General features: G+C 71.6%; 27 protein-coding genes. 12 read left to right on the plus strand and 15 right to left on the minus strand.

The genetic code is table 11. The features are described 5' to 3' along the window. Positions 1-33: 33 nt before the first annotated feature. From AMYBE_RS0107955 to AMYBE_RS0107975, 5 genes are all read right to left on the minus strand, one after another. The gene (locus AMYBE_RS0107955; protein WP_020658828.1) at positions 34-1,287 is read right to left on the minus strand and encodes a salicylate synthase; all 1,254 of its coding nucleotides are present in this window, start codon (positions 1,285-1,287) and stop codon (positions 34-36) included. A 29-nt stretch (positions 1,288-1,316) separates the two neighbouring features. Further along, the gene (locus tag AMYBE_RS0107960; protein ID WP_020658829.1) at positions 1,317-2,597 is read right to left on the minus strand and encodes a lysine N(6)-hydroxylase/L-ornithine N(5)-oxygenase family protein; all 1,281 of its coding nucleotides are present in this window, start codon (positions 2,595-2,597) and stop codon (positions 1,317-1,319) included. Between the two features lie 174 nt (positions 2,598-2,771). Continuing rightward, positions 2,772-3,059, minus strand: coding sequence for a hypothetical protein (locus AMYBE_RS0107965; protein WP_020658830.1), 288 nt, complete (start codon positions 3,057-3,059; stop codon positions 2,772-2,774). A gap of 22 nt (positions 3,060-3,081) precedes the next feature. Beyond that, positions 3,082-4,344, minus strand: a complete 1,263-nt coding sequence (locus AMYBE_RS41040) for a sensor histidine kinase (RefSeq protein ID WP_020658831.1) — start codon at positions 4,342-4,344, stop codon at positions 3,082-3,084. Next, on the minus strand, positions 4,341-5,021 hold the full coding sequence (locus tag AMYBE_RS0107975) for a response regulator transcription factor (RefSeq protein WP_020658832.1): 681 nt from the start codon (positions 5,019-5,021) through the stop codon (positions 4,341-4,343). Before AMYBE_RS0107975 ends, AMYBE_RS41040 begins: the two co-directional genes overlap by 4 nt. A 108-nt stretch (positions 5,022-5,129) precedes the next feature. On the opposite strand from AMYBE_RS0107975, the gene AMYBE_RS0107980 reads away from it, so the two are divergent. Genes AMYBE_RS0107980 through AMYBE_RS0108000 form a run of 5 tightly spaced genes read left to right on the plus strand, consistent with a single transcriptional unit; the run spans position 5,130 to position 8,505 of the window. Next, positions 5,130-5,492: a hypothetical protein gene (locus AMYBE_RS0107980; RefSeq protein WP_020658833.1), complete on the plus strand. Its 363-nt coding sequence runs from the start codon at positions 5,130-5,132 to the stop codon at positions 5,490-5,492. After that, positions 5,489-6,421: an FAD:protein FMN transferase gene (locus tag AMYBE_RS0107985; RefSeq protein WP_020658834.1), complete on the plus strand. Its 933-nt coding sequence runs from the start codon at positions 5,489-5,491 to the stop codon at positions 6,419-6,421. Before AMYBE_RS0107980 ends, AMYBE_RS0107985 begins: the two co-directional genes overlap by 4 nt. Continuing rightward, a complete protein-coding gene (locus AMYBE_RS0107990; RefSeq protein ID WP_020658835.1) occupies positions 6,418-6,978 on the plus strand; it encodes a ferric reductase-like transmembrane domain-containing protein in 561 nt (186 codons plus the stop codon). Before AMYBE_RS0107985 ends, AMYBE_RS0107990 begins: the two co-directional genes overlap by 4 nt. After that, positions 6,978-8,291: an NADH-ubiquinone oxidoreductase-F iron-sulfur binding region domain-containing protein gene (locus AMYBE_RS0107995; RefSeq protein ID WP_020658836.1), complete on the plus strand. Its 1,314-nt coding sequence runs from the start codon at positions 6,978-6,980 to the stop codon at positions 8,289-8,291. The genes AMYBE_RS0107990 and AMYBE_RS0107995 overlap by 1 nt, the downstream gene beginning before the upstream one ends. Positions 8,292-8,295: 4 nt before the next feature. Further along, positions 8,296-8,505 carry a ferredoxin gene (locus tag AMYBE_RS0108000; protein ID WP_020658837.1) on the plus strand — a complete coding sequence of 70 codons (210 nt, stop codon included), beginning with the start codon at positions 8,296-8,298 and terminating at the stop codon, positions 8,503-8,505. 3 nt (positions 8,506-8,508) lie between these two features. On the opposite strand, the gene AMYBE_RS0108005 is transcribed toward AMYBE_RS0108000, so the two are convergent. Then, positions 8,509-8,925: a DoxX family protein gene (locus AMYBE_RS0108005; RefSeq protein ID WP_020658838.1), complete on the minus strand. Its 417-nt coding sequence runs from the start codon at positions 8,923-8,925 to the stop codon at positions 8,509-8,511. A 444-nt stretch (positions 8,926-9,369) separates the two neighbouring features. Between AMYBE_RS0108005 and AMYBE_RS0108010 the strand changes: the two genes are divergently transcribed. Then, positions 9,370-9,927, plus strand: a complete 558-nt coding sequence (locus AMYBE_RS0108010) for a DUF2231 domain-containing protein (RefSeq protein ID WP_020658839.1) — start codon at positions 9,370-9,372, stop codon at positions 9,925-9,927. Between the two features lie 296 nt (positions 9,928-10,223). Further along, positions 10,224-10,955 (plus strand): sulfite exporter TauE/SafE family protein, encoded by a 732-nt coding sequence (locus AMYBE_RS0108020; RefSeq protein ID WP_211226805.1) that lies wholly within the window; start codon positions 10,224-10,226, stop codon positions 10,953-10,955. Between the two features lie 6 nt (positions 10,956-10,961). Here AMYBE_RS0108020 and AMYBE_RS0108025 read toward each other — a convergent pair whose 3' ends face one another. Next, positions 10,962-11,540: a cadmium resistance transporter gene (locus AMYBE_RS0108025; protein WP_020658842.1), complete on the minus strand. Its 579-nt coding sequence runs from the start codon at positions 11,538-11,540 to the stop codon at positions 10,962-10,964. Positions 11,541-11,674: 134 nt separating this feature from the next. Between AMYBE_RS0108025 and sqr the strand changes: the two genes are divergently transcribed. Genes sqr through AMYBE_RS0108050 form a run of 5 tightly spaced genes read left to right on the plus strand, consistent with a single transcriptional unit; the run spans position 11,675 to position 14,932 of the window. Continuing rightward, positions 11,675-12,922 carry a type III sulfide quinone reductase, selenoprotein subtype gene (sqr, locus tag AMYBE_RS0108030; RefSeq protein WP_020658843.1) on the plus strand — a complete coding sequence of 416 codons (1,248 nt, stop codon included), beginning with the start codon at positions 11,675-11,677 and terminating at the stop codon, positions 12,920-12,922. A gap of 15 nt (positions 12,923-12,937) precedes the next feature. Next, positions 12,938-13,255 (plus strand): TusE/DsrC/DsvC family sulfur relay protein, encoded by a 318-nt coding sequence (locus tag AMYBE_RS0108035; protein ID WP_020658844.1) that lies wholly within the window; start codon positions 12,938-12,940, stop codon positions 13,253-13,255. 12 nt (positions 13,256-13,267) lie between these two features. Further along, positions 13,268-13,726: a DsrE/DsrF/DrsH-like family protein gene (locus AMYBE_RS0108040; protein WP_020658845.1), complete on the plus strand. Its 459-nt coding sequence runs from the start codon at positions 13,268-13,270 to the stop codon at positions 13,724-13,726. Between the two features lie 23 nt (positions 13,727-13,749). Continuing rightward, a complete protein-coding gene (locus AMYBE_RS0108045) occupies positions 13,750-14,643 on the plus strand; it encodes a class I fructose-bisphosphate aldolase (protein ID WP_020658846.1) in 894 nt (297 codons plus the stop codon). Positions 14,644-14,668: 25 nt separating this feature from the next. Further along, on the plus strand, positions 14,669-14,932 hold the full coding sequence (locus AMYBE_RS0108050) for a dsRBD fold-containing protein (protein ID WP_020658847.1): 264 nt from the start codon (positions 14,669-14,671) through the stop codon (positions 14,930-14,932). Between the two features lie 89 nt (positions 14,933-15,021). On the opposite strand, the gene AMYBE_RS0108055 is transcribed toward AMYBE_RS0108050, so the two are convergent. The 8 genes from AMYBE_RS0108055 to AMYBE_RS0108090 all read right to left on the minus strand — a co-directional run bounded on the left by AMYBE_RS0108055 (position 15,022) and on the right by AMYBE_RS0108090 (position 22,963). Continuing rightward, the gene (locus AMYBE_RS0108055; RefSeq protein ID WP_020658848.1) at positions 15,022-15,822 is read right to left on the minus strand and encodes a hypothetical protein; all 801 of its coding nucleotides are present in this window, start codon (positions 15,820-15,822) and stop codon (positions 15,022-15,024) included. 118 nt (positions 15,823-15,940) lie between these two features. After that, positions 15,941-17,632, minus strand: coding sequence for a SulP family inorganic anion transporter (locus AMYBE_RS0108060; protein WP_020658849.1), 1,692 nt, complete (start codon positions 17,630-17,632; stop codon positions 15,941-15,943). Positions 17,633-17,635: 3 nt separating this feature from the next. Continuing rightward, positions 17,636-18,073 (minus strand): DUF6292 family protein, encoded by a 438-nt coding sequence (locus tag AMYBE_RS0108065; RefSeq protein WP_020658850.1) that lies wholly within the window; start codon positions 18,071-18,073, stop codon positions 17,636-17,638. Between the two features lie 250 nt (positions 18,074-18,323). Further along, positions 18,324-18,779, minus strand: a complete 456-nt coding sequence (locus AMYBE_RS0108070) for a hypothetical protein (RefSeq protein WP_020658851.1) — start codon at positions 18,777-18,779, stop codon at positions 18,324-18,326. Between the two features lie 269 nt (positions 18,780-19,048). Further along, positions 19,049-19,786: a GAF and ANTAR domain-containing protein gene (locus AMYBE_RS0108075; protein WP_020658852.1), complete on the minus strand. Its 738-nt coding sequence runs from the start codon at positions 19,784-19,786 to the stop codon at positions 19,049-19,051. Positions 19,787-19,901: 115 nt separating this feature from the next. After that, entirely contained in the window at positions 19,902-20,375 is a 474-nt protein-coding gene (locus tag AMYBE_RS0108080) for a hypothetical protein (RefSeq protein ID WP_020658853.1), read from the minus strand. Positions 20,376-20,700: 325 nt separating this feature from the next. Then, a complete protein-coding gene (gene ftsH, locus AMYBE_RS0108085; RefSeq protein WP_020658854.1) occupies positions 20,701-22,632 on the minus strand; it encodes an ATP-dependent zinc metalloprotease FtsH in 1,932 nt (643 codons plus the stop codon). A gap of 4 nt (positions 22,633-22,636) precedes the next feature. Beyond that, on the minus strand, positions 22,637-22,963 hold the full coding sequence (locus tag AMYBE_RS0108090; RefSeq protein ID WP_051124651.1) for a hypothetical protein: 327 nt from the start codon (positions 22,961-22,963) through the stop codon (positions 22,637-22,639). Positions 22,964-23,100 lie beyond the last annotated feature (137 nt).

The raw sequence follows: 23,100 nt of genomic DNA on the forward strand, positions 1-23,100 counted from the left end.
GGCGGGCCTCACCGGACCAGGCCCGCCCACCGGTCAGGCTGGCACCACGTGCGGAGCGACGCTGCCGAGCTTCTCGCAGGTCTCTTCCAGTTCCCGTTCCGGAGTGGAGTCCGTGACGATTCCGGCCCCGGCGCGCAGCCACGCCCGCCCGTTCTCCTGATAGATCGCCCGCAGCACGAGCGCGGCGTCGAGGGAGCCGTCGTGGGCGGCGGTCAGCACCGCGCCGGAATAGAGGCCGCGCTCCTCGTCCAGCCGGCTGATCGCTTCGAGAGACTGGCGTTTCGGGATGCCGGACGCGGTCACCGCGGGAAACACTGCCTCCAGCGCGTCCCACGGCGTGCGACCCTCGGCGAGGTCCCCGCACACGGTGGACGCCAGGTGCTGCACGCTCCCGCGTTCCTTGACTCCCATGAAGTCCCCGACCCGCACCGATTCCGGACGGCACACGCGGCGCAGTTCCGCTTGCGACGTCCGCACGGACACGGCGTGCTCGAAGACCTCCTTCGGGTCCGACTCGAGTTCTCGCCGCGCCGCCGCGTCCAGTTCGGTGCCGCGGCCGAACGCCCTGGTGCCGGCGAGCGGCTGGGTGAGGACGGCACCTTCAGCCGACACGGTCACGACCACCTCCGGGCTGAATCCGGCCGCTTCCGCCCCGCCGAGCCGCAGCAAAAAGGACCGGGCCGGCGTGTTCGCGCGGCGGCCCGCCGCGTAGGTCGAGGCCAGGTCAACCGGAAACGGGATCGGCACGCGGCGCGACAGGATGACCTTCTGGTACCGGCCCTGCCGGATCTCCCGCACCGCTTGCGCGACGCGTTCCCGGTACCGCTCGTTGTCGGGCCGGACCTCGATCGGGCGTGCGGGCGAGGCAGGCGGGACTGCCGGGGAGTCGAGGATTTCCCTGATCCGCCGGGAGTCTTCGCCGCGGATCTGCACGTCGTCCTCGGTCAGCCGGACCTCGGTGCGCGGGATGAGCAGCCGGGCCAGGGGCTCGGACGGCGCGGCCTCGCCCCGAGATCCGAAGCCCGCCAGCGCCTCGGCGTAGCCGAAGCGGATTTCGCCGTAGGCACGCCATTCCGGCAACGGGAGCGAGTCGAGTGCGCGCTGCAGCGCGGCGCCCGGCGAGCCGGACCACTCGGTATCGGAATGTGCGATCCCGCGTACGCGGACGTGCGTGGCGTCCAGCGTGACGGTCGCGAGCGCGCCGCCGGCGAAGGTCCAGGTTTCGCCGTTCTCATACAGGACGTAGTCCTCGAAGCCGGCCTTGGCGAGGGCAGCTGCCTGCGCCACGGGGTCTGCTCGGCGGGAAAGCCCAGTCGTCATGCCGATTCCCGCACTGCGCACTCCGAGGACCAGTCAGCCGCGTCCAGCCGGCCGAGCACCGAGGCGAGGATCTCGCCTGCCCGCACCGCGGTGTTGGACAGCAGCGACGACGTGATCCCGTGCGTATGCTCCGTCCCGCCCTGGAGGTAGATCGCGCCCGGCAGGTCCGGGGCGACGAGCCGGTAATCCCGTTCGACGCGCAGCCGGCCGTGTTCGTCGCGGCGGCAGCGGCCGTCGAGGTCGCCGAGCAGGCTGCTCGGATCGGCGGGCCGGTACCCGGTCGCGTAGACGAGCAGATCGGCTTCGAGCACCGTTTTTTCTCCGGTGGTCAACGATTCCACGGTGACTCGGACGGCTTCGTCCTCGACGACGTCGGCGAGCCGGGAAGCCGGGAAGATCCGCAGCCGTTCGCGGCCCTGGACGTTCTCGCGGTACCTGCGGCGGTAAAGGTCGTCGATGAGGTCGATGTCCACCGCGGAGTAGTTCGTGTTGCCGTGGTAGTTCATCAACCGCTGCTTGACGTCTTCCGGGGCGGAGTAAAAGGCGTCGACGCCGGACGGGTCGAAGATGCGGTTCGCGAACGCGCTGTCGTCGGACGGGCGGTAGCCGTAGCGCGCGAACACCGAGCAGATTTCCGCCTCGGGGAACCGGTCGTGCAGGAACGCCGTCGTCTCGGCGGCGCTTTGCCCGGCGCCGACGACGACACACCGATCCGGTTTTCCGACGGTGTCGACGCGGTGCAGCAGCTCGGTGTTGTGCCAGGCCCGGTCGCTCGGCACCGCGCCGTCCGGAAGATTCGGCCGCAATCCGGTGCCCAGCACCAGGTTTCGCGCGCGGCAGACGTCGCCGTCGCTGGTGCGCACCTCGAAACAGCCGTCGCTTTCGCGCACCGAAACGACTTCGCGGTGATAGCTGACCTGGTCGTCGACCTTCGCCGCGGCCCATTCGAGATAGTCGTGGAACTCGGTGCGCAGCGGGAAGAACGTCTTGTGGTTGATGAAGTCGACCAGCCTGCCGCGCTCGTGCAGATAGGGCAGGAAGCCGAAGCCGCTGACCGGGTTCCGCATGGTCGCCAGGTCCTTCAGGAACGAGACCTGCATGGTCGCGTCCTCGAGCAGCATTCCGCGGTGCCAGCCGAACGACCGCTGCCTTTCGAGGAAGTGCGCGGTGAGCGGTTCCGCCGCGGTCGCGTTGTGCTCCGCCACGGCGATGGCCAGCGCGAGGTTCGAGGGCCCGAAACCAACCCCTGCCAGGTCGAACTCCGGAGGTAACGGCATGCCAGTCCCATCTCTCGTTCTCGGGGGAGGTTATCCTAACCTAACTTAGGCATGCCTCAAGTAGTGCATCCGGGCGTGATCTTGATCCCGTATCCGAGGAAGAGAGCGTCGTGGAGTGGCGCGGCCCGGTCGAAAGCGTGGTGCCGGGGCAGCGGCAAGGGCCGAGGGCGGTGTTCAGGAACCGCCGGACGACGAGAAGTAGCCGCCGCCCGAATCGCCGATCGCGGGGGCCTGCTGAGGCGGCTGCAGTCCGGTGTTGCCGGTGTTGTCGGCCGGTACCTGACTTTGCGGAGCCGGCTTGGCGGCCCCGGCCGGGCTGGCGGTCGCGGTCAGCGCGCCGGCGCCGAGCGCCAGCCCGCACGCGGCGGCTGTCCCGATACCGGCCGCGACGCCCCAGCGCGTGGCCCGGCTGACCGTTTCCCGGGCCCGCGCACGAGCCTGGATTCGCTGGCGCTGGTCCATCCGCCTCGCCTCCGATCGCCGGTCACTGTCCAGGATCGGCCGTCCGGCTGGGAATTTCCTGGGAACCGCGGGCGGCCAGCGGCAGCGTCAGGGTCAGCAGCGCGCCGCCGCCGGGTGCGGTGCCGGCGGTGACATGTCCGCCGTGCCGGCCGGCGATCTCGCTGACCAGCGCGAGCCCGATCCCGTAGTGGCGGCGCGGCGACGCGGTTTCGCGCCGGGTAGAGGAGAACCGCTCGAACAGGCCGGGCAGCACCGCCGGGTCGATGCCGGCGCCGTCGTCGGCGACCTCGACGACCCCGCTGCCGCCGTCCTGCCTGGTAGTGATCGTCACCGAGGACTGGGCGTGCGCGACCGCGTTGTCCACCAGCGCGGTGACCGCGCGGAGCAGCCCGCCGCGGGTGCCGCGCACCAGCAGTTTCGGCGTCGTCGGACGGGCTTTCAGGAGCACCCCGCGTTCGGCCGCGGCCGGGGTGCCCGCCGCGGCAGCGTGCGCGGCGAGTTCCACTAGGTCGATCGTCGCGGTCAGGCCGTCCGCGCGGACGTCCGCGGCGAGCAGCAGGTCTTCGAGGATGTCGGTGAGGTTCCCGGCGTCGGCGACGACTCCGTCGACCTCGGCGGTGAGCCGTTCGGCGGGGGCGCCTCGCTGCAGGTGCCGCCGCAGCACCTGCGCACGGGTGGACAGCAGCGTCAGCGGGGTACGGAGTTCGTGACTGGCGTCGGCGACGAACCGCCGTTGCATCCCCAACGCGGTGGCCAGGGGAGCGACCGCGCGCCGACCGAGCCACACGCCGAGGCCGACCGCGAGCACCAGCCCGAGCCCGCCGCTGACGAGCATCGCGGCGAGCAGCCGTTCGCGTTCGTCGTTGTTGCTGCGCAAGTCCATTGCCGCCTGCACGGTTTCCGTGTTTCGCTGCGCGGTGTACAGCTGGTAGGTCGCGCCGTTGCCGTGGACCTCGTCGGTCCGCGCGACGCCGGTCTGCGCGACCGTGGCCAGCGCGGCCCGATCCGGCAGGATCGCGGGGGCTCCGGTGGTGGTGCTCAGTCCGCGCGGGCCCTGGATCGACAGCCAAACCCCGGCGGGCGGGTCCTGCACGTCGTCGGCCTGCGACGCGGCCTGCTGCAGCAGCGCGGTGCCGGCGCTCTGCTGGCTGCGCAGCACCATGAACACCGCCAGCCCGGACAGCAGCACGACGATCGCCGCGACGGACAGCCCGATCTGCAGCCCCAGCCGCCACGCGGCGCGGCGCAGCAGGAGGGCCTCGGTGGACGCGGGCGGGCGGCTCACGGAGTGCCCAGCTGGTACCCGCGCCCGTGCACGGTCGCGATCACCGCACGGCCGAGCTTCCGCCGCAGATACGAGACGTAGGTGTCGACGATCGCCTCGCTGTCGGCTTCCGGGAAAGCCAAACCGAGCAGGTCGCGCCGGGTGAACACGCGCGACGGCCGTCCGGCGAGGGTGGCCAGCAGGGCGCATTCCCGCTCGGACAGCCGGACCGGCTCGCCGTCCGGGCCCGGCTCGACCTGCCGGGTGTCCAGGTTCAGCCGCAGCGGGCCGACCGGCAGCACCCGGGCGGCGTCCAGGTGCCGGCGCCGCAGCGCGCGCAGCCGGGCCAGCAGTTCGTCGACGTCGAACGGTTTGGGCAGATAGTCCTCGGCGCCCGCGTCGAGCCCGGCCACCCGGTCGGCGGGGTTGCCCAGCGCGGACAGCACCAGCACCGGCGTGGTGACGCCCTGTCCGCGCAGCCGGGCCAGGACGTCGAGCCCGTCGAGGGCGGGCAGGCCCCGGTCCAGTACCAGCACGTCGTACTCGCGCACCAGGCCGAGGTGCAGGCCGCGGTGCCCGTCGGCGGCCGTCTCGACCTCGTAGCCCTCCTCGGTCAGCAGGTCGGTGAGGAGCGCGACGAGATCGGCGTTGTCCTCGACCAGCAGAACCCGGCCGGCGCCGGGATGCGCACTGTCCATTCCGCCATCGTGCCCGTTCGGGCTGTTCCCGGCACCTGAACGGCACTCCCAGATTTTCCCCAGGACTGGCGCCGAGACTGGCAGCACCCCGACCAGAAGGAGATCCGCGTGAATCACCGGCAGCGCATCCGGACCCGCGCCCGAGGCCGCCGCCGCATCACGGTGGCGACCTGGACCGCCGGCCTGGGCGGCGCGGCACTGGCCGCGGCTTTCGGCGTGACGCTCGCCCAGCAGGCGAGTGCCGAGACCACCGCTCCCAGCACGCCGGCGCCTGCCGCGAAACCGCAGGTCACGCCCCCTGCACCGGCCTCTTCCGCGCCCCCGGCCCCGGCCGCGCCGACGGCTTCCTCCACGCCGGTCGCGCCCTCGACGTCTTCCGCTGCCCCGGCTCCGCGGGTCATCGCCCCGCCCGCGCAGCCGCCGGTCGTCAGTCACCGGAGCCAGGTGCAGGCGAAGTCGGGCGGATCGTGACGGCGCCCACACTGGCGAGCACCCGGTTCCCCGCTCTGGGCACCACCGCCGAACTCGTCGTCTCCGACCCGGCCGGGCTGCCCGCCGCCGAGGAACTGCTTCGTGCCGAACTCCAGGCCGTCGACCAGGCGTGCAGCCGGTTCCGCGACGACTCGGAAATCGCCGGACTGCACCGCCGGGCCGGTGCCGCGGTCCGGATCAGCCCGCTGCTGGCCGAGGCGCTGCAGGTCGCGCTCCGTGCGGCCGAACTGACCGACGGCCTGGTCGATCCGACCGTCGGCCAGGCCGTCCTCGACCTGGGCTATGACCGGGATTACGCCGCACTGGACCGGGACCTCGCCGCCCCCGCCCGGACGGGCGGCGAAGCACCCGGATGGTGGCGGATCACCCTGGACCGCGTCCGGTGCGAGGTCGTCGTGCCGCGCGGCGTGCGGCTGGACCTGGGCGCCACCGCGAAGGCGTGGGCGGCCGACCGGGCCAGTGCCGCGATCGCACGCGAACTGGGCTGCGGGGTGCTGGTCGGGCTCGGCGGCGATCTCGCGGTCGCCGGCCCGGCCCCGGCGGCCGGCTGGCAGGTCGTGGTCGGCGACGACCACGCCACCGCCGACCCGGAGCGCGATCCGGTGCTGTCCCTGCGCAGCGGCGGCTTGGCCAGCTCCAGCACCGTATGCCGGACCTGGCGCCGCGCCGGGCGGACCGTGCACCACATCGTCGACCCGCGCACCGGCGACCTTCCGGCCGCGTGCTGGCGCACCGTCTCCGTCGCCGCCGCCAGCTGCGCCGACGCGAACACCGCCAGCACCGCCGCGATCGTGCTCGCCGAACGGGCACCGGAATGGCTTGCCCGGCAAGGACTTCCCTCGCGGCTGGTGGCCTTGGACGGGCGCGTCACGCAGGTCGCCGGGTGGCCGGAGGAGAGCGTCGCATGAACGCCCTCTGGTACGTGAGCCGCGCGACCGGACTGGCGGCGCTGGTGCTGTTCACCGCCGTGGTGGTGCTCGGCGCGATCACCAGCGCCCGGCTCGCCTCGCCGCGCTGGCCGCGGTTCGCGATCGCAGCCTTCCACCGCAATCTTTCCCTGGTCACGCTCGGCTTCCTGGCCGTGCACATCGCCACGTCGATCATCGACACCTACGCCGGCATCCAGTGGATCAGCGCGGTGGTCCCGTTCGTTTCCTCGTACTACCCGATTTCGCTGGGCCTCGGCGCGATTTCCTTCGACCTGCTGCTGGCGGTGCTCTTCTCCAGCCTGCTGCGGCCGCGGATCAGCGCCCGCGTCTGGAAAGCGATCCACTGGACGAGCTACCTGTGCTGGCCGCTGGCCGTCGTGCACGGCTTCGAGATCGGCGGCGCCGATTCCCGGCTGACCTGGGTCCGGGTGCTGCTGATCGGGTGCGTGGTGGCCGCCGCGGCGGCGGTGATCTGGCGTGCGTCGGTGCGGCATCCCGACACCGAGGCGCGCCGCGGCACCCTGGGAGGCATGTGATGACGACCGCGCGCCACCACCGGACCGGCCTTCCTCCGGCCGGCTCCCGGCGGCTGCTCGAAGGCTGGCTGGAATCCCGGCGAGCCGCCGGTTTCGCCGAACACCAAGCCAGGTACGGCCCGGCCCCGGTCGAGTTCTACGCCGACCGGAACGGCCGCGCCCGCCTGCTCGCCGCCGTGGACGCTTCGGGCCTGCGCGGGCGCGGCGGCGCGGGCTTTCCCACCGGCCGCAAGCTGCGCGCCGTCGCCAAAGGGCGCCGTCCGGTCGTGGTGGCCAACGGCTGTGAGGGCGAGCCGGTCAGCAGCAAGGACCACGCCCTGCTGACTGTCGCGCCGCACCTGGTTCTCGACGGCGCGGTACTGGCCGCGACCGCGATCGACGCGACCGAAGTCATCCTCTGCGTGCACCGCGACGATCCGATCGCCGGGACGGTCGCGGCAGCAGTGGCCGAGCGGCCCAGCGGCGAGATCCCGATCCGGCTGGTGCAGGTGCCCGGGCGCTACGTGGCGAGCGAGGAATCCGCGCTCGTCAACTTTCTCGACAACGGCGACGCCCGGCCGACCGCGAAGCCGCCGCGGCCGTTCGAGCGCGGGGTCAACGGCCGTCCCACGCTGATCGACAACGTCGAGACGCTCGCCCATCTCGCGCTGATCGCCCGGTACGGCTCCGAATGGTTCCGCGGATGCGGCACCGCGGAGTCCCCGGGCAGCACCCTGGTCACGCTCGGCGGCCGCGTCGCGCGTCCCGGGGTGTACGAGGTCGCGCTGGGCACCCCGGTCGCCGAAGTGCTGGACCGGGCAGGCGGTCCGGACGAACCGCCGCAAGCCGTTCTCTTCGGCGGTTACGGCGGCACTTGGCTTCCCGTGCAGTCCGCTGTCCGCACGCGACTGTCGCATGAGGACCTTCGGGACGCCGGAGCCACGCTGGGCGTCGCGTCGTTGACTGTCCTGCCCGCCCGGGCGTGCGGCCTCGCCGAGACCGCCCGGGTGCTCCGCTACCTGGCCGGCGAATCGGCCCGGCAATGCGGGCCGTGCATGTTCGGCCTCCCGGCCATCGCCGACGACTTCACCGCGCTGGTGCTGGGCGGGCGAGCCGCCCAGCAGGCAGAACAACGGCTCCGGTACCGGCTTTCGATCATCCCCGGCCGGGGAGCCTGCGCGCATCCGGACGGCGCGGTCCGGCTGGCCGCCAGCGCCCTGCGGTGCTTCGGCACCGACCTGCGCGCGCACCTTGCCGGGCGGCCGTGCGCGTGGGCGGCGCAGCCCGCGTTGCCCTTGCCCGGCTGGGACCGCCGAGGCGGAGATTGGGCGTGAAGCGATGACGGAACGGCACCTGCGCGTCAACCCGATCACCTGCCGCGCGCATGGAATCTGCGCCGAGCTGCTGCCGGAGATGATCAACCTCGACGAATGGGGCTATCCGATCCTCGTCGACGGCGCGGTGCCCGGCTCGGTGTTGTCGGACGCGCGGCAGGCGGTCGCCGCCTGCCCGACGCTGGCGCTCAGCCTGGTCGCCCGCCGCCGGTGAGGGTCAGGCCGACACCGATTCGCGGCCGGCCGGCCGGCGTGCCCAGAGCCGGTCGAGCGCCAGCTTGCCCGGGCCGACGAACGCGACGAGCAGCAACGCCCAGCAGAACATCGCGGACGCTTCGCCGCCATTCTCGATCGGCCACAAACTGTTTCCGGCATGCACGGTGAAATACGCGTACGCCATCGATCCGGACCCCAGAATCGCGGCCGTCCGGGTCAGCGCGCCTACCGCCACGAGCACGCCGCAGACCAGCTGAATGGCCGCCGCCCACCAGCCTGGCCACTGACCGACTGGGATCGCCGCGTGGGCTCCGAGCAGGCCGAATACGCTTTTGACGCCGTGGCAGGCGAAGAGAAACCCGATGACGATCCGGTAGAGCCCGACGGCGTGCTCGCGGGCGAGTTCGAAGCGGCGCATATTCTCCTCCGAACGGGCGGCGGGCGCACGGAAATGCCCGCGGTGAACCAGGGGAATCGGATCGCCGGTTCCCGGGAAAGCGTCCGCGGGAATCGGCGCGACCAGGTATACCGGTGCCGGACCGGAGCGCGGACCCGTCGAAAGTCGGGCCGACCGTACATTCTTACCCGCCTCTTACCGAGAACCTGGGCGTCGGCGGGACAAGGCCGGATTCTTGCCTTATTCTCACCGGCGTGACACACCGTGTTCACCTGTGCGCGCCACAGTGAGCACCGACTTCGGACCCCTGTCCCGCTTAAGAGCGTGTCTCAGTCGGCTGGGGTTCCGAGATCGCGCACGGCTGTCCGTGAAAGGCCCCTTCAGGGACTCAGATTCCCTCAAGGGGCCCTTCACGGACGAGTCCGCCCTGCCAACCGCACCAAACGAGACAAGCTTAAGGACACCATGACGACCATCAATGGCCTGCCGGCCCACATCCTGCTCGTGCACGCGATAGTCGTGCTGTTGCCGTTGAGCGCGTTGCTGCTGGTGCTGAGCGCGCTGTGGCCGGCGGCGCGGGCGAAGCTGGCCGCGCCCAACGCGGTGCTGGCGGTGCTCGTGGTCGTCCTGGTCCCGATCACCACCGACGCGGGCGAATGGCTGGAGCGGCGCGTGGCTTCGACGCCGTCGCTCAAGTCCCACACCGATCTCGGGGACACCGCGATCTACGTGGCGATCCCGGTTGCCGTGCTCGCGCTCGTGGTGTGGTGGCGCCATCGCGAAACCGCGGTCGTGACCAAGCCGGAACCGGCGGAAGAGAGCGGCGGCGGGGTGGCCACCGCGACCCGGCGCAAGACCTACCTGGCACCGCAGAAGACGATGGTCACCACGGTCATCGCGGTACTCGCCGTCCTGGCTGCCGGCGCTGCTGTCTACGACGTCTACCGGATCGGCGATTCCGGCGCGCAGGCGTCGTGGACCGGGCAGTTCAGCCAGACCCCCGCACCGCGCGGCGAGCGCTGAGCCAGAACGACCTCCGCTCCGCCAGCAGGCGCTGCTCACCCCGGGCGGACTCGTCCGTGAAGGGCCCCTTGAGGGACTCAGATTCCCCCCACGGGCCCTTCACGGACATCCGTGCGCGCCCAGCCGACCGAGACACACTCCTGGCAGCCCGGTGTGTTCCATGCGCACCTTCGTGCGGCGGGGGAGCGGTCTGCCGGTGAGCGGCCGGTGTGTTTCTTTGCCTGGCGCCGCGACCCGGCAGGCGATTCGCGGTCCCGTCGGCCGGCTCGCGGCCCTGCGTTGCCATGCTGGGCGGCGTGTCGGTCGATCTGCTGTTGACGCTGCTGGCCGCCGCGCTGGCCGCGTTCTTGCTCGCGCTGCTGTCCGCGGTCGCCGGGTTCGGCGGCGGCGTCTTGCTGCTGCCCGTCTTCACCGTGCTGTTCGGGCTGCGCGTCGCGGTCCCGGTGCTCACCCTGGCGCAGCTTTCGTCGAACGGCTCCCGGGTCTGGTTCAATCGCCGGGAACTGCGCTGGCGGCTGATCGGCTGGTTCGCGCTCGGCGCGGTCCCGTGCGCGGTCGCCGGCGGTCTCCTCCTCGCGCACGCTCCGCTGTCCCCGCTCAAGCGCGTGCTGGGGGTCTTCCTGATCGGCGTCGTGGTCTGGCGCCGGCTGCGGCGTCCGCCGCGCCCGCCCGCCGAGCCGTCCTTCGCGGCGGTCGGCGCCGCCTCCGGCCTCGGCTCCGCCCTGCTCGGTTCGGTCGGCCCGCTCACCGCCCCGTTCTTCCTCGCTCTCGGCTTGACCCGCGGCGCCTACATCGGCACCGAGGCCGCCAGTGCGTTGACGATGCATTTCGCGAAGATCGCCGCCTATGGAGCCGGTGACCTGCTCACCCGGCAGGTCCTGCTTCTCGGCGCCGCGCTCACCCCGGCGACCCTGCTCGGCGCCTGGGCCGGCAAGAAGGTCGTGGGCCGGATCAGCGAACGCGGGTTCGTGCTGCTCGTCGAACTCGGCCTGCTCGCGGCCGGCGCGCTCTTCCTCGCCGGGTTCTGACCGGGCTCAGATCCGGAGCAGGACCAGCACGCCGACTCCGATCAACGCGGCCGGGACCACGACGTGGCCCCAGCGCGAGAGCGTCGCGGAGACCGCGGGGTGGAGCGTGAGCAGCCGTCCGGCGACGAGCCAACCGGCAACCAGGACAAGGAACAGGGCCAGGTAGCCAGTCGTCGCGCCGACGCCGGCGTTGGCGAAGACGGGTACGTAAGCACCGATGTTGTCGCCGCCGTTGGCGATGGTCACCGCCGCGATGCCCGGCGCGGTGAGCACCCGCGGGGCCCGCGCGGAATCGCCGGAATCGCCTCGACGGCGCCAGGTTTGCGCCGCCGCCCGGATTCCGAGAGCGACCGGAATCAGTCCGAGCCACGGCAACAGCCCGGCGGGCAGGGCTGCCGCGCCGGACGCGATCGCGGTGGCGACGGCGAGGATCGCCGCGAAACCCAGATACTGGCCGAAAACGACGGTGCGAGCACGGGTTCCGGACGCGAACAGGAGCGCGAGGACGACCAGGTCGTCGATGTTGGTGGCGGCGAACAAGACCACCGCTCGCCCGGCCAGCGTCCCGATCGGCACCCCGGTCACCCTACCGGCAGGGCGCGCCGGGGCCCCTGGCCATCACTGCGTGCTGTCGTGCGGCGGCAGCCCGCATCCTTGGTCGTCATCGTGAGTGACCGAAGACCCTAAGCGGGCCCGCGCGGCGCTCCGAAACTGAATCGGTGACCAAACACATCGTGATACTCGGCGGCGGAACAGGCGGCACGTTGGCCGCGAACCGGCTTCAGCGCGGTCTGGGCGAGCGGGTCCGGATCACGGTCGTGGACCGGGACGACGACCACCTGTACCAGCCCGGCCTGCTGTTCGTCCCGTTCGGCCTGGCCGAGCCGGAAGACCTCGTCCGGTCCCGGCCGCGGCAGCTGCGCAAGGGGATCGAGTACCACCGCAGCGCGGTCGACCACGTCGACGCCGACGCCGCGCAGGTCCGGCTCGAGGACGGCACGATGCTCGGCTACGACGCGCTGGTGATCGCCAGTGGCGCGCGGCTCGTGCCGGAGGAGACCGAGGGGCTCACCGGCCCGGGCTGGCGCGAAACGGTGCACACCTTCTACGACTACGACGGCGCGATGGCGCTTTCGGCCGCGCTCGACGGCTTCTCCGGCGGCCGGCTCGTGGTGAACGTGGTCGACCTGCCGATCAAATGCCCGGTCGCGCCGCTCGAATTCTGTTTCCTGGCCGACTGGTACTTCCGGGAGAAGGGGATACGGGACCAGGTGGCGATCACCTACGCCACCCCGCTCGACGCCGCCTTCACCAAACCGGTCGCGGCGAAGACGCTCGCCGGGCTGCTGGCGGAGAAGGACATCGAGCTCGTGACGGAGTTCAACACCGGCCAGGTGGACGGTCCGGGGCGGCGGCTGGTGTCCTACGACGACCGCGAGATCCCGTTCGACCTCGCGGTCGTGGTGCCGATGCACAGCGGCGCGTCCTATGTGGACCGATCGCCCGGGCTCGGCGACGAGTTCGGCTTCGTCCCGGTCGATCCGCACACCCTGCAGTCCACCGCGTTCCCGAACGTCTTCGCGATCGGCGACGCGGCGGGCGTCCCGACGTCCAAAGCCGGTTCGGTCACCCATTTCGAAGGCGCGGTGCTGGCGCGCAACGTCGCCCGGTACCTCGAGGGCCGCCCGCTGGACCCGGGTTTCGACGGCCACACCAACTGCTTCATCGAAAGCGGTTTCCACAAGGCGATGCTCATCGACTTCAACTACGACACCGAACCGCTGCCCGGGCACTTCCCGGCGGCGGCCGGGCTGCCGCTGCTGCGCGAGTCGCGGCTGAACCACCTCGGCAAGCTGATGTTCTCCTGGCTGTACTGGCACAGCCTGTTGCCGGGCAGGGAAATCCCCGGAATCCCCGATTCGATGCCCCGCTCCGGCAAGGAATTTCCCGTGCCGGCAGAGCACTGACCCGAAAGGACACAGATGCCCACCGCGACCTACGCCGGCACCGACGTGCCGGTCACCGACGAAGGGTTCTTCACCGAACCCGACCGCTGGACCGAGCAGATGGCGCCGGAGATCGCCCGCGAATCCGGTATCGACACGTTGAGCGACGACCACTGGCGGGTCATCGAGTTCATGCGCCGCGAGTACGCGGAGAAGGGCACCGGCCCGACCGTGCGGGCACTCGGCCGCACCTCCGGCGTGTCGATCAAGGACCTGTACCGGCTGTTCCCGAAAGGTCCGGCGAAACTCGCCGCGAAGATCGCCGGGATCCCCAAGCCGCGCGGCTGCATCTGAGAGGGGAACGTCGTGATCGAGAAGATTTCCATCGTCATTTCGAAGGGTTCGCTGGAGGCGATCTATCCGGGGCTGATCATGGCCAACGGGGCGCGCGCCGAAGGCATCGACGCTGACCTGTTCTTCACCTTTTTCGGCCTGGACGCGGTCCACCGAGCCCGGCACGAGCACATCAAGCTCGCCACCGTCGGCAACCCTGGCCTGCACCTGGCCACCTGGGCGGGCGGCTTGCCCGGGGTGTCGTCGGTGATGACGCAGTACCTCGAACGGAAGATGGACAAACTTGATATCCCGCCCATTCCGGAATTCGTGGAAATGATCTCCGACACCGGGGCCGGGCTGTACGCCTGCAAGGCGTCGGTCGATCTGTTCGGCCTGGACAAGGACGACCTGATCGAGCAAGTGCAGGACATCATCACCGTCGGCGAGTTCTACGAGAAAGCGGACGGCGGCCAGATCATCTTCACCTGACCGCCGCGAGCACGGAGGCGACCATGCACCCTCGACCCGGCCTCGGCGCGCTCGGGCTCGGCACCGGGAAGAAAGCCCGGCTGCACCGGATCCTGCGCGAACACGGCCTGCGCAACGGCACCGCGCTGTTCCTCCCGTACGACCAGGGCCTGGAACACGGCCCGCGGGACTTCTTCGCGAACCCGGACGCCGCCGATCCCCGCTACATCGTCCGGCTCGCGCTGGAAGGCGGCTTCAACGGGATCGCGATCCAGATCGGCCTGGCGGAGAAGTTCTACTGGGACTACGCGGGCGAGCTGCCGCTGGTGCTGAAACTCAACGGCAAGACCGACATCCCGTCCGATGCGGAGGCGCTTTCCCCGGTACACGCCTCCGTCGAGGACGCCGTGCGGCTCGGCGCGGACGCGGTCGGCTACACACTGTACGTCGGATCTCCCGCCCAGGAAGCGGATTTCGCCCAGTACCGGAAGGTGCGGGCGGATGCCGAGCGACTCGGGATGCCGCTGATCGTCTGGGCCTATCCGCGCGGGCAGGCGATCGTCGCGAAAGGCGGCGCCGATTCGTTCTACGCCGTCGACTACGCCGCCCGCACCGCCGCGGAGCTCGGCGCGGACGTGGTCAAGGTGAACTACCCGCACCCGGAGAAAACCGAAGGGGTTCCGCTCGCCTACGCCCGGCAGTTCTCCGTGCAGGAAGCGATGGACGCGGTCGTGCACTCGGCGGGCCGGACCCTGCTGCTGGTCTCCGGGGGCGGCAAAGCGAGCGACGAAGCGATGCTCGACAAGGCGCGCACCGCGATGGAAGCCGGGGCGACCGGCTTGATCTTCGGCCGCAACGTCTGGCAACGAGACCGCACCGAATCGCTGCGGTTCGTGTCCTCGCTGCGGGACATCCTCGCCAAGTACCCGACGGAATGAACCGAATCGGCCAAGGAGGCATCTGATGCACACCGGACACTGGCAGGTGGACGTTTTCCTCACCGAGGAGGACGGCCGCACGCACGCCATCGCCCGCCTGCACACCGGAACCGGCGAACTGTCCGGCGACGGCACCGCACGGCGGAACCCGGCGGACGCGAACGTCCCGGAGATCGGCGACGAACTGGCGGCGGCCCGCGCGTTGAGCGCGCTGGCGCACCGGCTGCTCGAGACCGTCGTGGACGACATCGAAGGCGTGACGCACAAATCGGTGCGGCTGCGGCGCTGATTTCCGAGCAGCACCGAACTTCGGCTGCGCGAAGCGGTGGTGTCCCTCGGCCCGCGAAGGGGGTGCCGCCGCGCGATGTGGCAGCCGGATCACACCCGGCTTGGCCGGCCGGCTTCCCCGCGTACCAGTGCGAAGACTCCGGCACCGGCCAGGAGCACGCCGAACCCGGTGAGCCACCACCAGCCGGGCCGGACCCGGTCGCCCAGCAGGAGGATCGCGAGCGCGCCGGGGAACACCACCCCGGTCATCGTGGTGACCGCGCTCGGCACGGCGGGGACGGTCTGGCGCAGCGACGTCGCGTACATCGCGATGCCCAGCACAGTGAACGCGAGCGCCAGATACACCAGCGGCATCCGGACGAGATCGGCCATCACCAGGACCGGAGTCTGCAGCACGGCGCGCAAAGCGACGCGTGATCCGCCGTAAGCGAGACCCGCCAGCAACGCATGGGGCACCGGGCCCTCGCGCTTCGCGGACAACGCGACGACGGCCAGGAGGACCGCGAGACCGCCCAGCACGGCTACGACGACCGGTTCCGGTGCGGCCGGGCCGGTTCTCGTCGTCGCGCTCGCGGCCACCAGGCCGAGACCGGCCGCGGTGCCTCCGACCGCCGTCAAGTCGCGTGCGGTCAGGCTGCGCCGAGCCGACACGGCGGCGAAAGCGATCTGGGTGGCCAGTACCGCTTGCACCGCGAATACCGGCAGGAAGCGCAGTGCGACAACCGCCGTCGCCCAGCCGAGCAAGTCCACTGACAGCCAGATCGAGTACCGGCGCGCCCGATGCCGGGTCGCGTGTGCCGCCCGGGATTCCAGAATCGTCGCGGTCCCGTCGAGCGCGGCGGCCGCAGCGGCTGCGCCGAAACCGGTCGCGGCCGCCAGGAACGGTGTCATCGGAAACGGCCGGCAAACGGGAGGCGCACTCGTTCACGGTGTCTCGGCCCGGTCTCTCTGTGGAGTGGGAGAACGTCGCAAGAGCAGGGACTTTGTCCTTCTCCGGCGGCACTGCGGCTCATTGCGGCGGACGGCCGTGCCGGGCCGCGTACCACTGCTCGTAGGCCGCGACCGCGGACGGCAGCGTCGGGAAGATCCGATCCGTGCCGATCCGGTCGACGAGCCCGCCTGCCGCGAGCTGGTCGCGCAGGTCCTGTTTGACCCGGGCCATCGCGAAGACGATCCCGCGCCGGCACAGCTCGGCTCGCAGCTGGTCGAGCGCGTCGGCGCCGGAGACGTCGATTTCGACGTTCGCCTCGGCGTTGAGCAGGAACCATTCGGCTGACAAGTCGAGCGAGCCCAGCGCCCGGGTGCGGAAGTTCTCGGCGTTGGCGAAACAGAGCGGCGCGTCATAGCGGTAGACGACCAGACCGGGAACCGGCCGGGCGTCCGGGTAGTCGTCGATGTCGTGCATGCCGGCCAGGCCCGGCACGTAGCCGAGAATGCCGTCGTGCGGCCGGGCGAGCTTGCGCAGCAGGTCGAGCACGGACAACGCGACCGCGGCCAGGACGCCGTAGAGCACGCCGAACCCGACGACGGAGGCGGTGGTGAGCACCGCGAGCACGAACTCGCTGCGGCGGAACCGGGCGATGCGGCGGAACTCGGCGACGTCGACCAGCCGGAACGCCGCATAGACGACCAGCGCGCCGAGCGCGGCGGCGGGGAACCCGGCCAGCAGCGGCCCGGCCACCAGCAGGACCAGGACGAGTCCGGCGAGCGCGACGACCGAGTACAGCTGGGTGCGGCTGCCCACCGCTTCGCCGAGCACGGTGCGGCTGGCGCTGCAGCTGACTGGGAATCCGTGCAGCAGACCGGCTGCGACGTTGATCGCGCCGAGTGCGGCGAGTTCCTGGTTCGCGTCGATCGCTTCTCCCTTGCGGCTCGCGAACGCGCGCGCGGTCACCGCGGTATCCGAGAAGCCGACCAGCAGAATGCCCGCGGCAGGCAGCGCGAGCGTCGTGAGGTCAGTGCCGGACACCGCAGAGAGCCCCGGCGTCGGCAGCCCCTGCGGGATCGGCCCGACGACTTGGATGCCGTACCGCTGGAGGGAGAACCAGGAGACGACCCCGGTCGCGAGCAGGACCGCGAGCAGCGGGCCGGGCACTTTCGGCGCTACCCGGGCCAGTACCAGGAGCAGCAGCAGCACCCCGCCGGCGATGGCGAGCGTCGGACCGTGCGCGAGGTGAGCGACCCGCAGGAACGAGGCGATCTCGGGCAGCACGCCGGTTCCGGACACTGGGGTGCCGGTCACCGCGCCCAGCTCGCCGGCGATCATCAGCACGGCGATGCCGCTCAGATACCCGGTCAGCACTGGCTTGGACAGCAGGTCGGCGAAGAACCCGAGCCGGAACAGCCTGCCCAGCAAGCCCAGCGCGCCGACCAGTACCGCGAGCACCGCGGCCAAGGCCGCGTACCGCTGCGGGTTGCCGGCCGCGAGCGGACCGAGCGACACGGCTGTCATCAGCGCGGTGCTCGACTCTGGTCCGACCGAAAGTTGCCGGGACGAACCCAGCAGCGGATAGAGCGCGAGCGGGCCGAGCGCCGCCCACAGCCCGGCGGCCGGCGGCAGTCCGGCAACGGTCGCGTAGGCCATCACCTGGGGGATCAGGTACGCCGCTACGGTGAGTCCGGCCAGCAGGTCTCCGCGCAGCGCACGCCGGGGGTAGCCCCGGAATTGCCGCAGCCCAGGCGCGAGCGCCGGCCGCGCCACTTCTTACCGGCCGAGCAGCGACTGCGGGGTCCAGTAGCCGTGCAGGCGGGAGATCAGGTCGAGGCGGTCGCTGGACAAGTCGGGCGGTTCCGGCGGCCGGGTGCGGGTGGTGCGGGCACGGTTCGCGCGGACGAACGCGCGCACCCGGCCCGGCGAGGGGACCAGCTCGCCAAGATAGGCCACCACGAGGAGGTCCTCGCCGGAATGCGTTTCGATGGTGAACGACCAGCCGTGCCGTTCGTCCCAGACGAGCGCGGTATCCCGGCCGGGGTGGGCGGGCAGCTCGCCGTCGAGGGCGATGTAGGCCGACATCGGCCGGTCGAGGTCGAGCGTGCACGATTCGGGGCCGACCCCCGCCGCGGTGCTCACCGCCTCCAGGTAGGCGCTCATTCCGCAGAGCAGACGGTATTCGTGGTCGGTGTTCATCGGCAGGACTGTCATCGGCTCTCGTTTCTGCGGGCGCCGCCAGGCGGTGGTCGCGGGTCGGACGGCCGGGCTCCCCGACCGCGCCCGGCCGTCCGGATCCAGACTCGGCCGCGGGCCGGATTGCCGGAAGGGTCGAAAGTCACCGCTGCGGCCACCGTGGACGGTTCGGCGATTCCGGTGCCGCCATTGGGTTTTCTCCAGTGGACGATCGACCGGACGGCGGCCCGGCCTGGCAAGGAATCTCCGGATCCGGCGGCGCTGATCGTCATCGCGGCCGCCGCACGGGCCGGCCGGAATTCCGCGGCGACGGGATTGCCTCGAGGTCTTGTCCGCCGGGAAGCCGGGTGCGCGGAGCCGGGCGGCCGTTGTTCCAGGCGAGCGCGGCGGCGAGCTGCTGCGGCGTGAGCCGTGCGTTGCGCGCGATCCGGCTGAGCGGTGCGTCCTGAAGGGACGGGTGCCGGCTGGCCTGGCTGAGCAGCTCGAACCACCATTGCTCGTCGACCCAGCCGGTCCGGGCTTCGCGGACGATTTCGGTCATGTGCTCGTCGCCGCAGGCATAGACCAGGCGCTGTCCGTGCCGGGCCGGTTCGGCGAAGTCCACTGCGGACGAGTCCGGCACCAAAGCGGCCTGCAGCTGCCCGTGCGGGATCGGCTGCCCGCAGTGTTCGCACCGGCGGCGGCGGCAGGTTTGGGCGGCGGTCGGGAAAATGGGTGGCGACATCGCATCTCCGGGTAGGGCTGGACCGGTTCGGTGTCGCAGAGTCAGAGCACCGGGGGCTGGGGCGGCAGCGGCGTCTGCGTAGTCCGGCACGGTTCGGCTTGCCGATCTCCGTACGGAAAACCCCACTGTAGGGGGGCACCCGCAGGTTGCCAATGCGGCCGTTCAGGTGGCCCGGACCGGTTTCTGACGGCCTGGTAAAGGATTTCTCTGGCCTGCGGCCGACTTCCGGTCACCAGCCGACGCGATCGTCGCCGGTGCGAGTGAAAAAATCAGCGCGGCGAATCCCGCAGCACCTGACCCGGCGGCAGTGCGGCGTGCGCGAGCTCTTCCGCTACGGCGGTGAGCCGGAGGTTGTGGCGGCGGCTGTACGCGCGCAACCGTTCGAACGCGGTGTCGACCGGGATGCCGCCCGCGTGGGCGAGCACTCCTTTCGCTTGCTCGATGACCACCCGGCTGTCGAGCGCGTGCTGCAGCTGCCCGGAGAGCTGCTTGCCGCGGCGGACCGCGCTCTCCTGGAGGATGCCGATGGTCGCGACATCAGCGAGTGCGCGGGCGGCGGCGACTTCGGTCTCGGGCAGCGGCTCGGCACTGAGCAGGACGAGGGAGCCGACGACGTTGTCGCGCAGCCGCAGCGGAAGAGCGTGCGCGGCGTGGTAGCCCGCCTCCAGCGCCTGGGAGACGAACTCCGGGCTCCGGGCCGAGATCGCGGCGAGATCTGGCACGTGGACTGGCTGGCCGGTGCGAACGGTGTCGACGCAGTGCCCCGCTACGTCCCGGAGGGCGTCGAACAACGGGGCGGTGTCACCGGTCGCCGCGATCACCTGGACCTTGCCGTCCCGGTCAGCGAGGAGGAGGCCCGCCGCGCCGGCGGACAGCAGCGTGACGCAGTATCCGGCGAGCCGGCGGAGCAGGTCGGCCGCGGCGTAGCCGTCGGCGAGCGTGTCGGCCAAGTCCACGAAGGCCTGGAGCAGGCCCGGTTCCTGAGCTAGAACTTGCCGTTCGCGCATCGTCGGCCTCCGTCGGAGTCATGCTGAAGGTGCGCGCGCCGGGCGGCGCGTCGCGGGGCAGGTACCAGGCCGATGGGGACGCCACCCATATCTGTCTCCATTCGGCGGCGTTGCGTTACGCGCACCGCTCGTCGTCGGCCGGCCGGTCGTGCGCCGCGGCGATGCTCGCGCGGCAGGCTCGGGTCAACTGGCGGGCGGCGCGAGTGACCGGGGTGGTCCCGCATTTGGGGCACGTGAACCGGACGTCGCCGGCGAGCTCGTCGACGGCGACGTCGAGCGGGCGCCCGCACGGACGGCACCAGCGGTGGCCGCTGACCGGCACGACGTGATGCGGCGACGAGACGCAGTGGTGCAGCCACCGGCGGTGAGCCCGGCAGGTGATCCGGTCGAACGGGTCGAGGTCGTGCTCCTCGCGGGCGTCCTCGTCGGACAGCGCGATCGCCAGCCGGAGGTCGGCGAGATCCGCGTACCGGGCGTCGACCCAGTCCCTCGGACGCAGCGCGAGCCGGTCGCGGCGGTTGCGGCGGGAACCGGCGGGCGCGGTGGCCGCGGGTGCGGGCCGGGCGCCGGGGAGGTCTTGGATGCTCATGGTGGCCTCGCTTTCGTTGCGTCTCAGCTTTCGCTTCGGCGCACCCGGCGACGAGGGCCGCACTGCCTGGGCCGGAGTGCCCGGCGGCCCCTGCTCGCGGGCGCTTTTCCGGGCGGAAAGGTGACTTTGGCCACCGTGCTGGCTGCGGTGGCGCGACGGCCGGCGTCCGGCCGAGGCTCCCTGGCGAACCAGGCGGGTCGCGGCGCTGGTTCAGGAGGTGCGTGCGCGGCTCTCTCGCTGTGCGAGGCCGGCCGTGGGTACGGGTCGGCTGCGGGAGACTGCGTCCAGCGGGCGGCTCGCGCGGGCGTTGGCGGCTGGAGCGGTGTCAGCGCGCCGCCGCGTCCCGGGTTCCGGCGGCTATTTCCGCCGCGGCCGGGGCAGCGTCCAAGACCGCGCGGACCGCTGCGCCGTCGAGAGTCTCTTCGTCCTTCAACCGCGCGGCGAGCCGGTCGAGCGCGGACCGGTGCTGCTCTAAGAGAGCGACCGCGCGGACCTCCGCCTCGCGGACCAGCCGTGCTATCTCCTGGTCCACGACGCGTTGCGTCTGCTCCGAGTACGGACGGCCATAGAGTTCGCCACGGTCGTCGGCGACCGTCGGCGCGCCGCCGCGGCTGTAGCCGATCGGGCCGAGAGCGGGGGAGAGGCCGAATTCGGTGACCATCTTCGTGGCGACCGCGGTGGCACCCGCCAGATCGTCGGCCGCGCCGGTGGACGCCTCGCCGAGCACCACCAGTTCCGCTGCCCGCCCGCCGAGCCGCACCGCGAGCAGGTCGGAGAGGTAGCTCTCCGGATAAAGCCGCCGCTCGACCTCCGGCAGCTGCTCGGTCGCGCCCAGTGCCATGCCCGCGGGCAGGATCGTCACCTTCTCCACCGGGTCGGCGTGCTCGCACAGCGCCGCGACGAGCGCGTGCCCCGCCTCGTGCACGGCGACCGAGCGGCGTTCCTCGGGCAGCAGTGCGTTGGAGGCGTCGCGACGGCCGAGCAGGACGCGGTCTCGGGCCGCCGCGAGGTCGGCCGCGGTGAGCACGGTGCGGTTGCCGCGCACCGTGTTGATCGCCGCTTCGTTGACCAGATTGGCCAGGTCGGCACCGGAAAAGCCGGGGGTGCCGCGGGCGACCACTGTCAGGTCCACGTCCGGGTCCAGGCGCTTGCCGTTGATGTGCACGGCGAGGATCGCCGCCCGCTCGGCCTGGTTCGGCAGCGGGACGGTGACCTGCCGGTCGAACCGGCCGGGCCGCAGCAGCGCCGGGTCGAGGGTTTCCGGCCGGTTGGTGGCGGCGAGCACGACGGTGCCGGTGCTCTGGTCGAACCCGTCCATTTCGGCCAGCAGCTGGTTGAGCGTCTGCTCGCGTTCCTCGTGCCCGCCGGTGCCGCCGAGCCCGCGCCGGCTGCCCACCGCGTCGATCTCGTCGATGAAAATGATCGAGGGCGCCCGGTCTCGGGCTTCGGAGAACAGATCGCGCACCCGGGACGCGCCGACGCCGACGAACATCTCCACGAACGCCGATCCGGTGATCGACAGGAACGGCACGCTCGCCTCGCCCGCCACCGCGCGGGCCAGCAGCGTCTTGCCGGTGCCCGGCGGCCCGACCATGAGCACCCCGCGCGGTCCCTTCGCGCCGACCGCGGCATAACGCGACGGATCGCGCAGGAAGTCGACCACTTCGGCGATTTCCTGCTTCACGCCCTCGTAGCCGGCGACGTCGGAGAATCGCGTGGTCGGCCGCTGCGCCTCGATGATCTTGGCTTTCGACCGGCCGAACCCGCCGATGCCGCCGAGCCCGCCCGCTCCGCCGGCGAGGGTGCGCTGGGCGCGCCGGCCCGCCCACCAGAGCAGGCCCAAGATCAGCAGGAATGGCAGGTAGCCCAGCAGCGTGGTGAGCACCGAGCTGCCGCCGCTGGATTTCGCGCCGGTGACGGCGACGTTCTTCTCCCGCAGTTTGGTGGTGAGCTGCGGGTCGCCGAGCGCGGTGGGCAGCTGGCTGGCGAAGGCACTGCCGTTGCGGTAGGTGCCGGTCACCGCGCCATCGCTGCCGATGGTCACCGCGGCGACCTGGTTGGTGTCCACTTTGGACAAAAGTTCGGTGTAGGTGAGCTCGGGGGCCGGCGAGGTCCACAATGCCGGGCCGCCGATGAGCACCACGGTGACCACCACGGCCGCGACGAGCAGCAAGCCGATCAGCCCGCCGCCGCGGCGCTGTTCGGGCTCGCGAGCGGGCGGAGTCGGCGGCGGTCCGGAACTTGCTTTGCGCGACATCCGGTCAGTCGCCTTTCCCGGCGCGGCGCCGCGCGTAGAACGGGCTGTGGAAGACCCCGGCCCCGATCACCACGCCGACGACGAACCCGAAGTCGTACATCCGGCCGCTGTTGTGCACCGCGTAGATGCCGACATGATCGTTGAACAACGAGATCAGAAAGGCGATCGGGCAGATGAACCCGTGCCAGAGCCCGAGCCAGAAGCCGGGTCCGGCCGCGGGCGCGGCGAGGGCGTTGGCTTGCGCCGCGCAAGCAGCGAGGCCGAGGAGCACGGCCACGAGCACGCCGGCCGCCACGAGCCGGCGCCGCGCCGGGCGTGCGGGAGTGGTCATGGCGCCACTGTGCGGAATGGACCGGCCGGACAAGAAGGGTCAAACGTCCCCGGCCGACGGGCCGGGTGGATGTCGTTCGGGCGGCCGGGGACGAGGATCCTTGGCCGGGCAGGGACCGTCGCGGACGGTTCCCTGCG

The organism is Amycolatopsis benzoatilytica AK 16/65, assembly GCF_000383915.1.
GTDB lineage: Bacteria > Actinomycetota > Actinomycetes > Mycobacteriales > Pseudonocardiaceae > Amycolatopsis > Amycolatopsis benzoatilytica.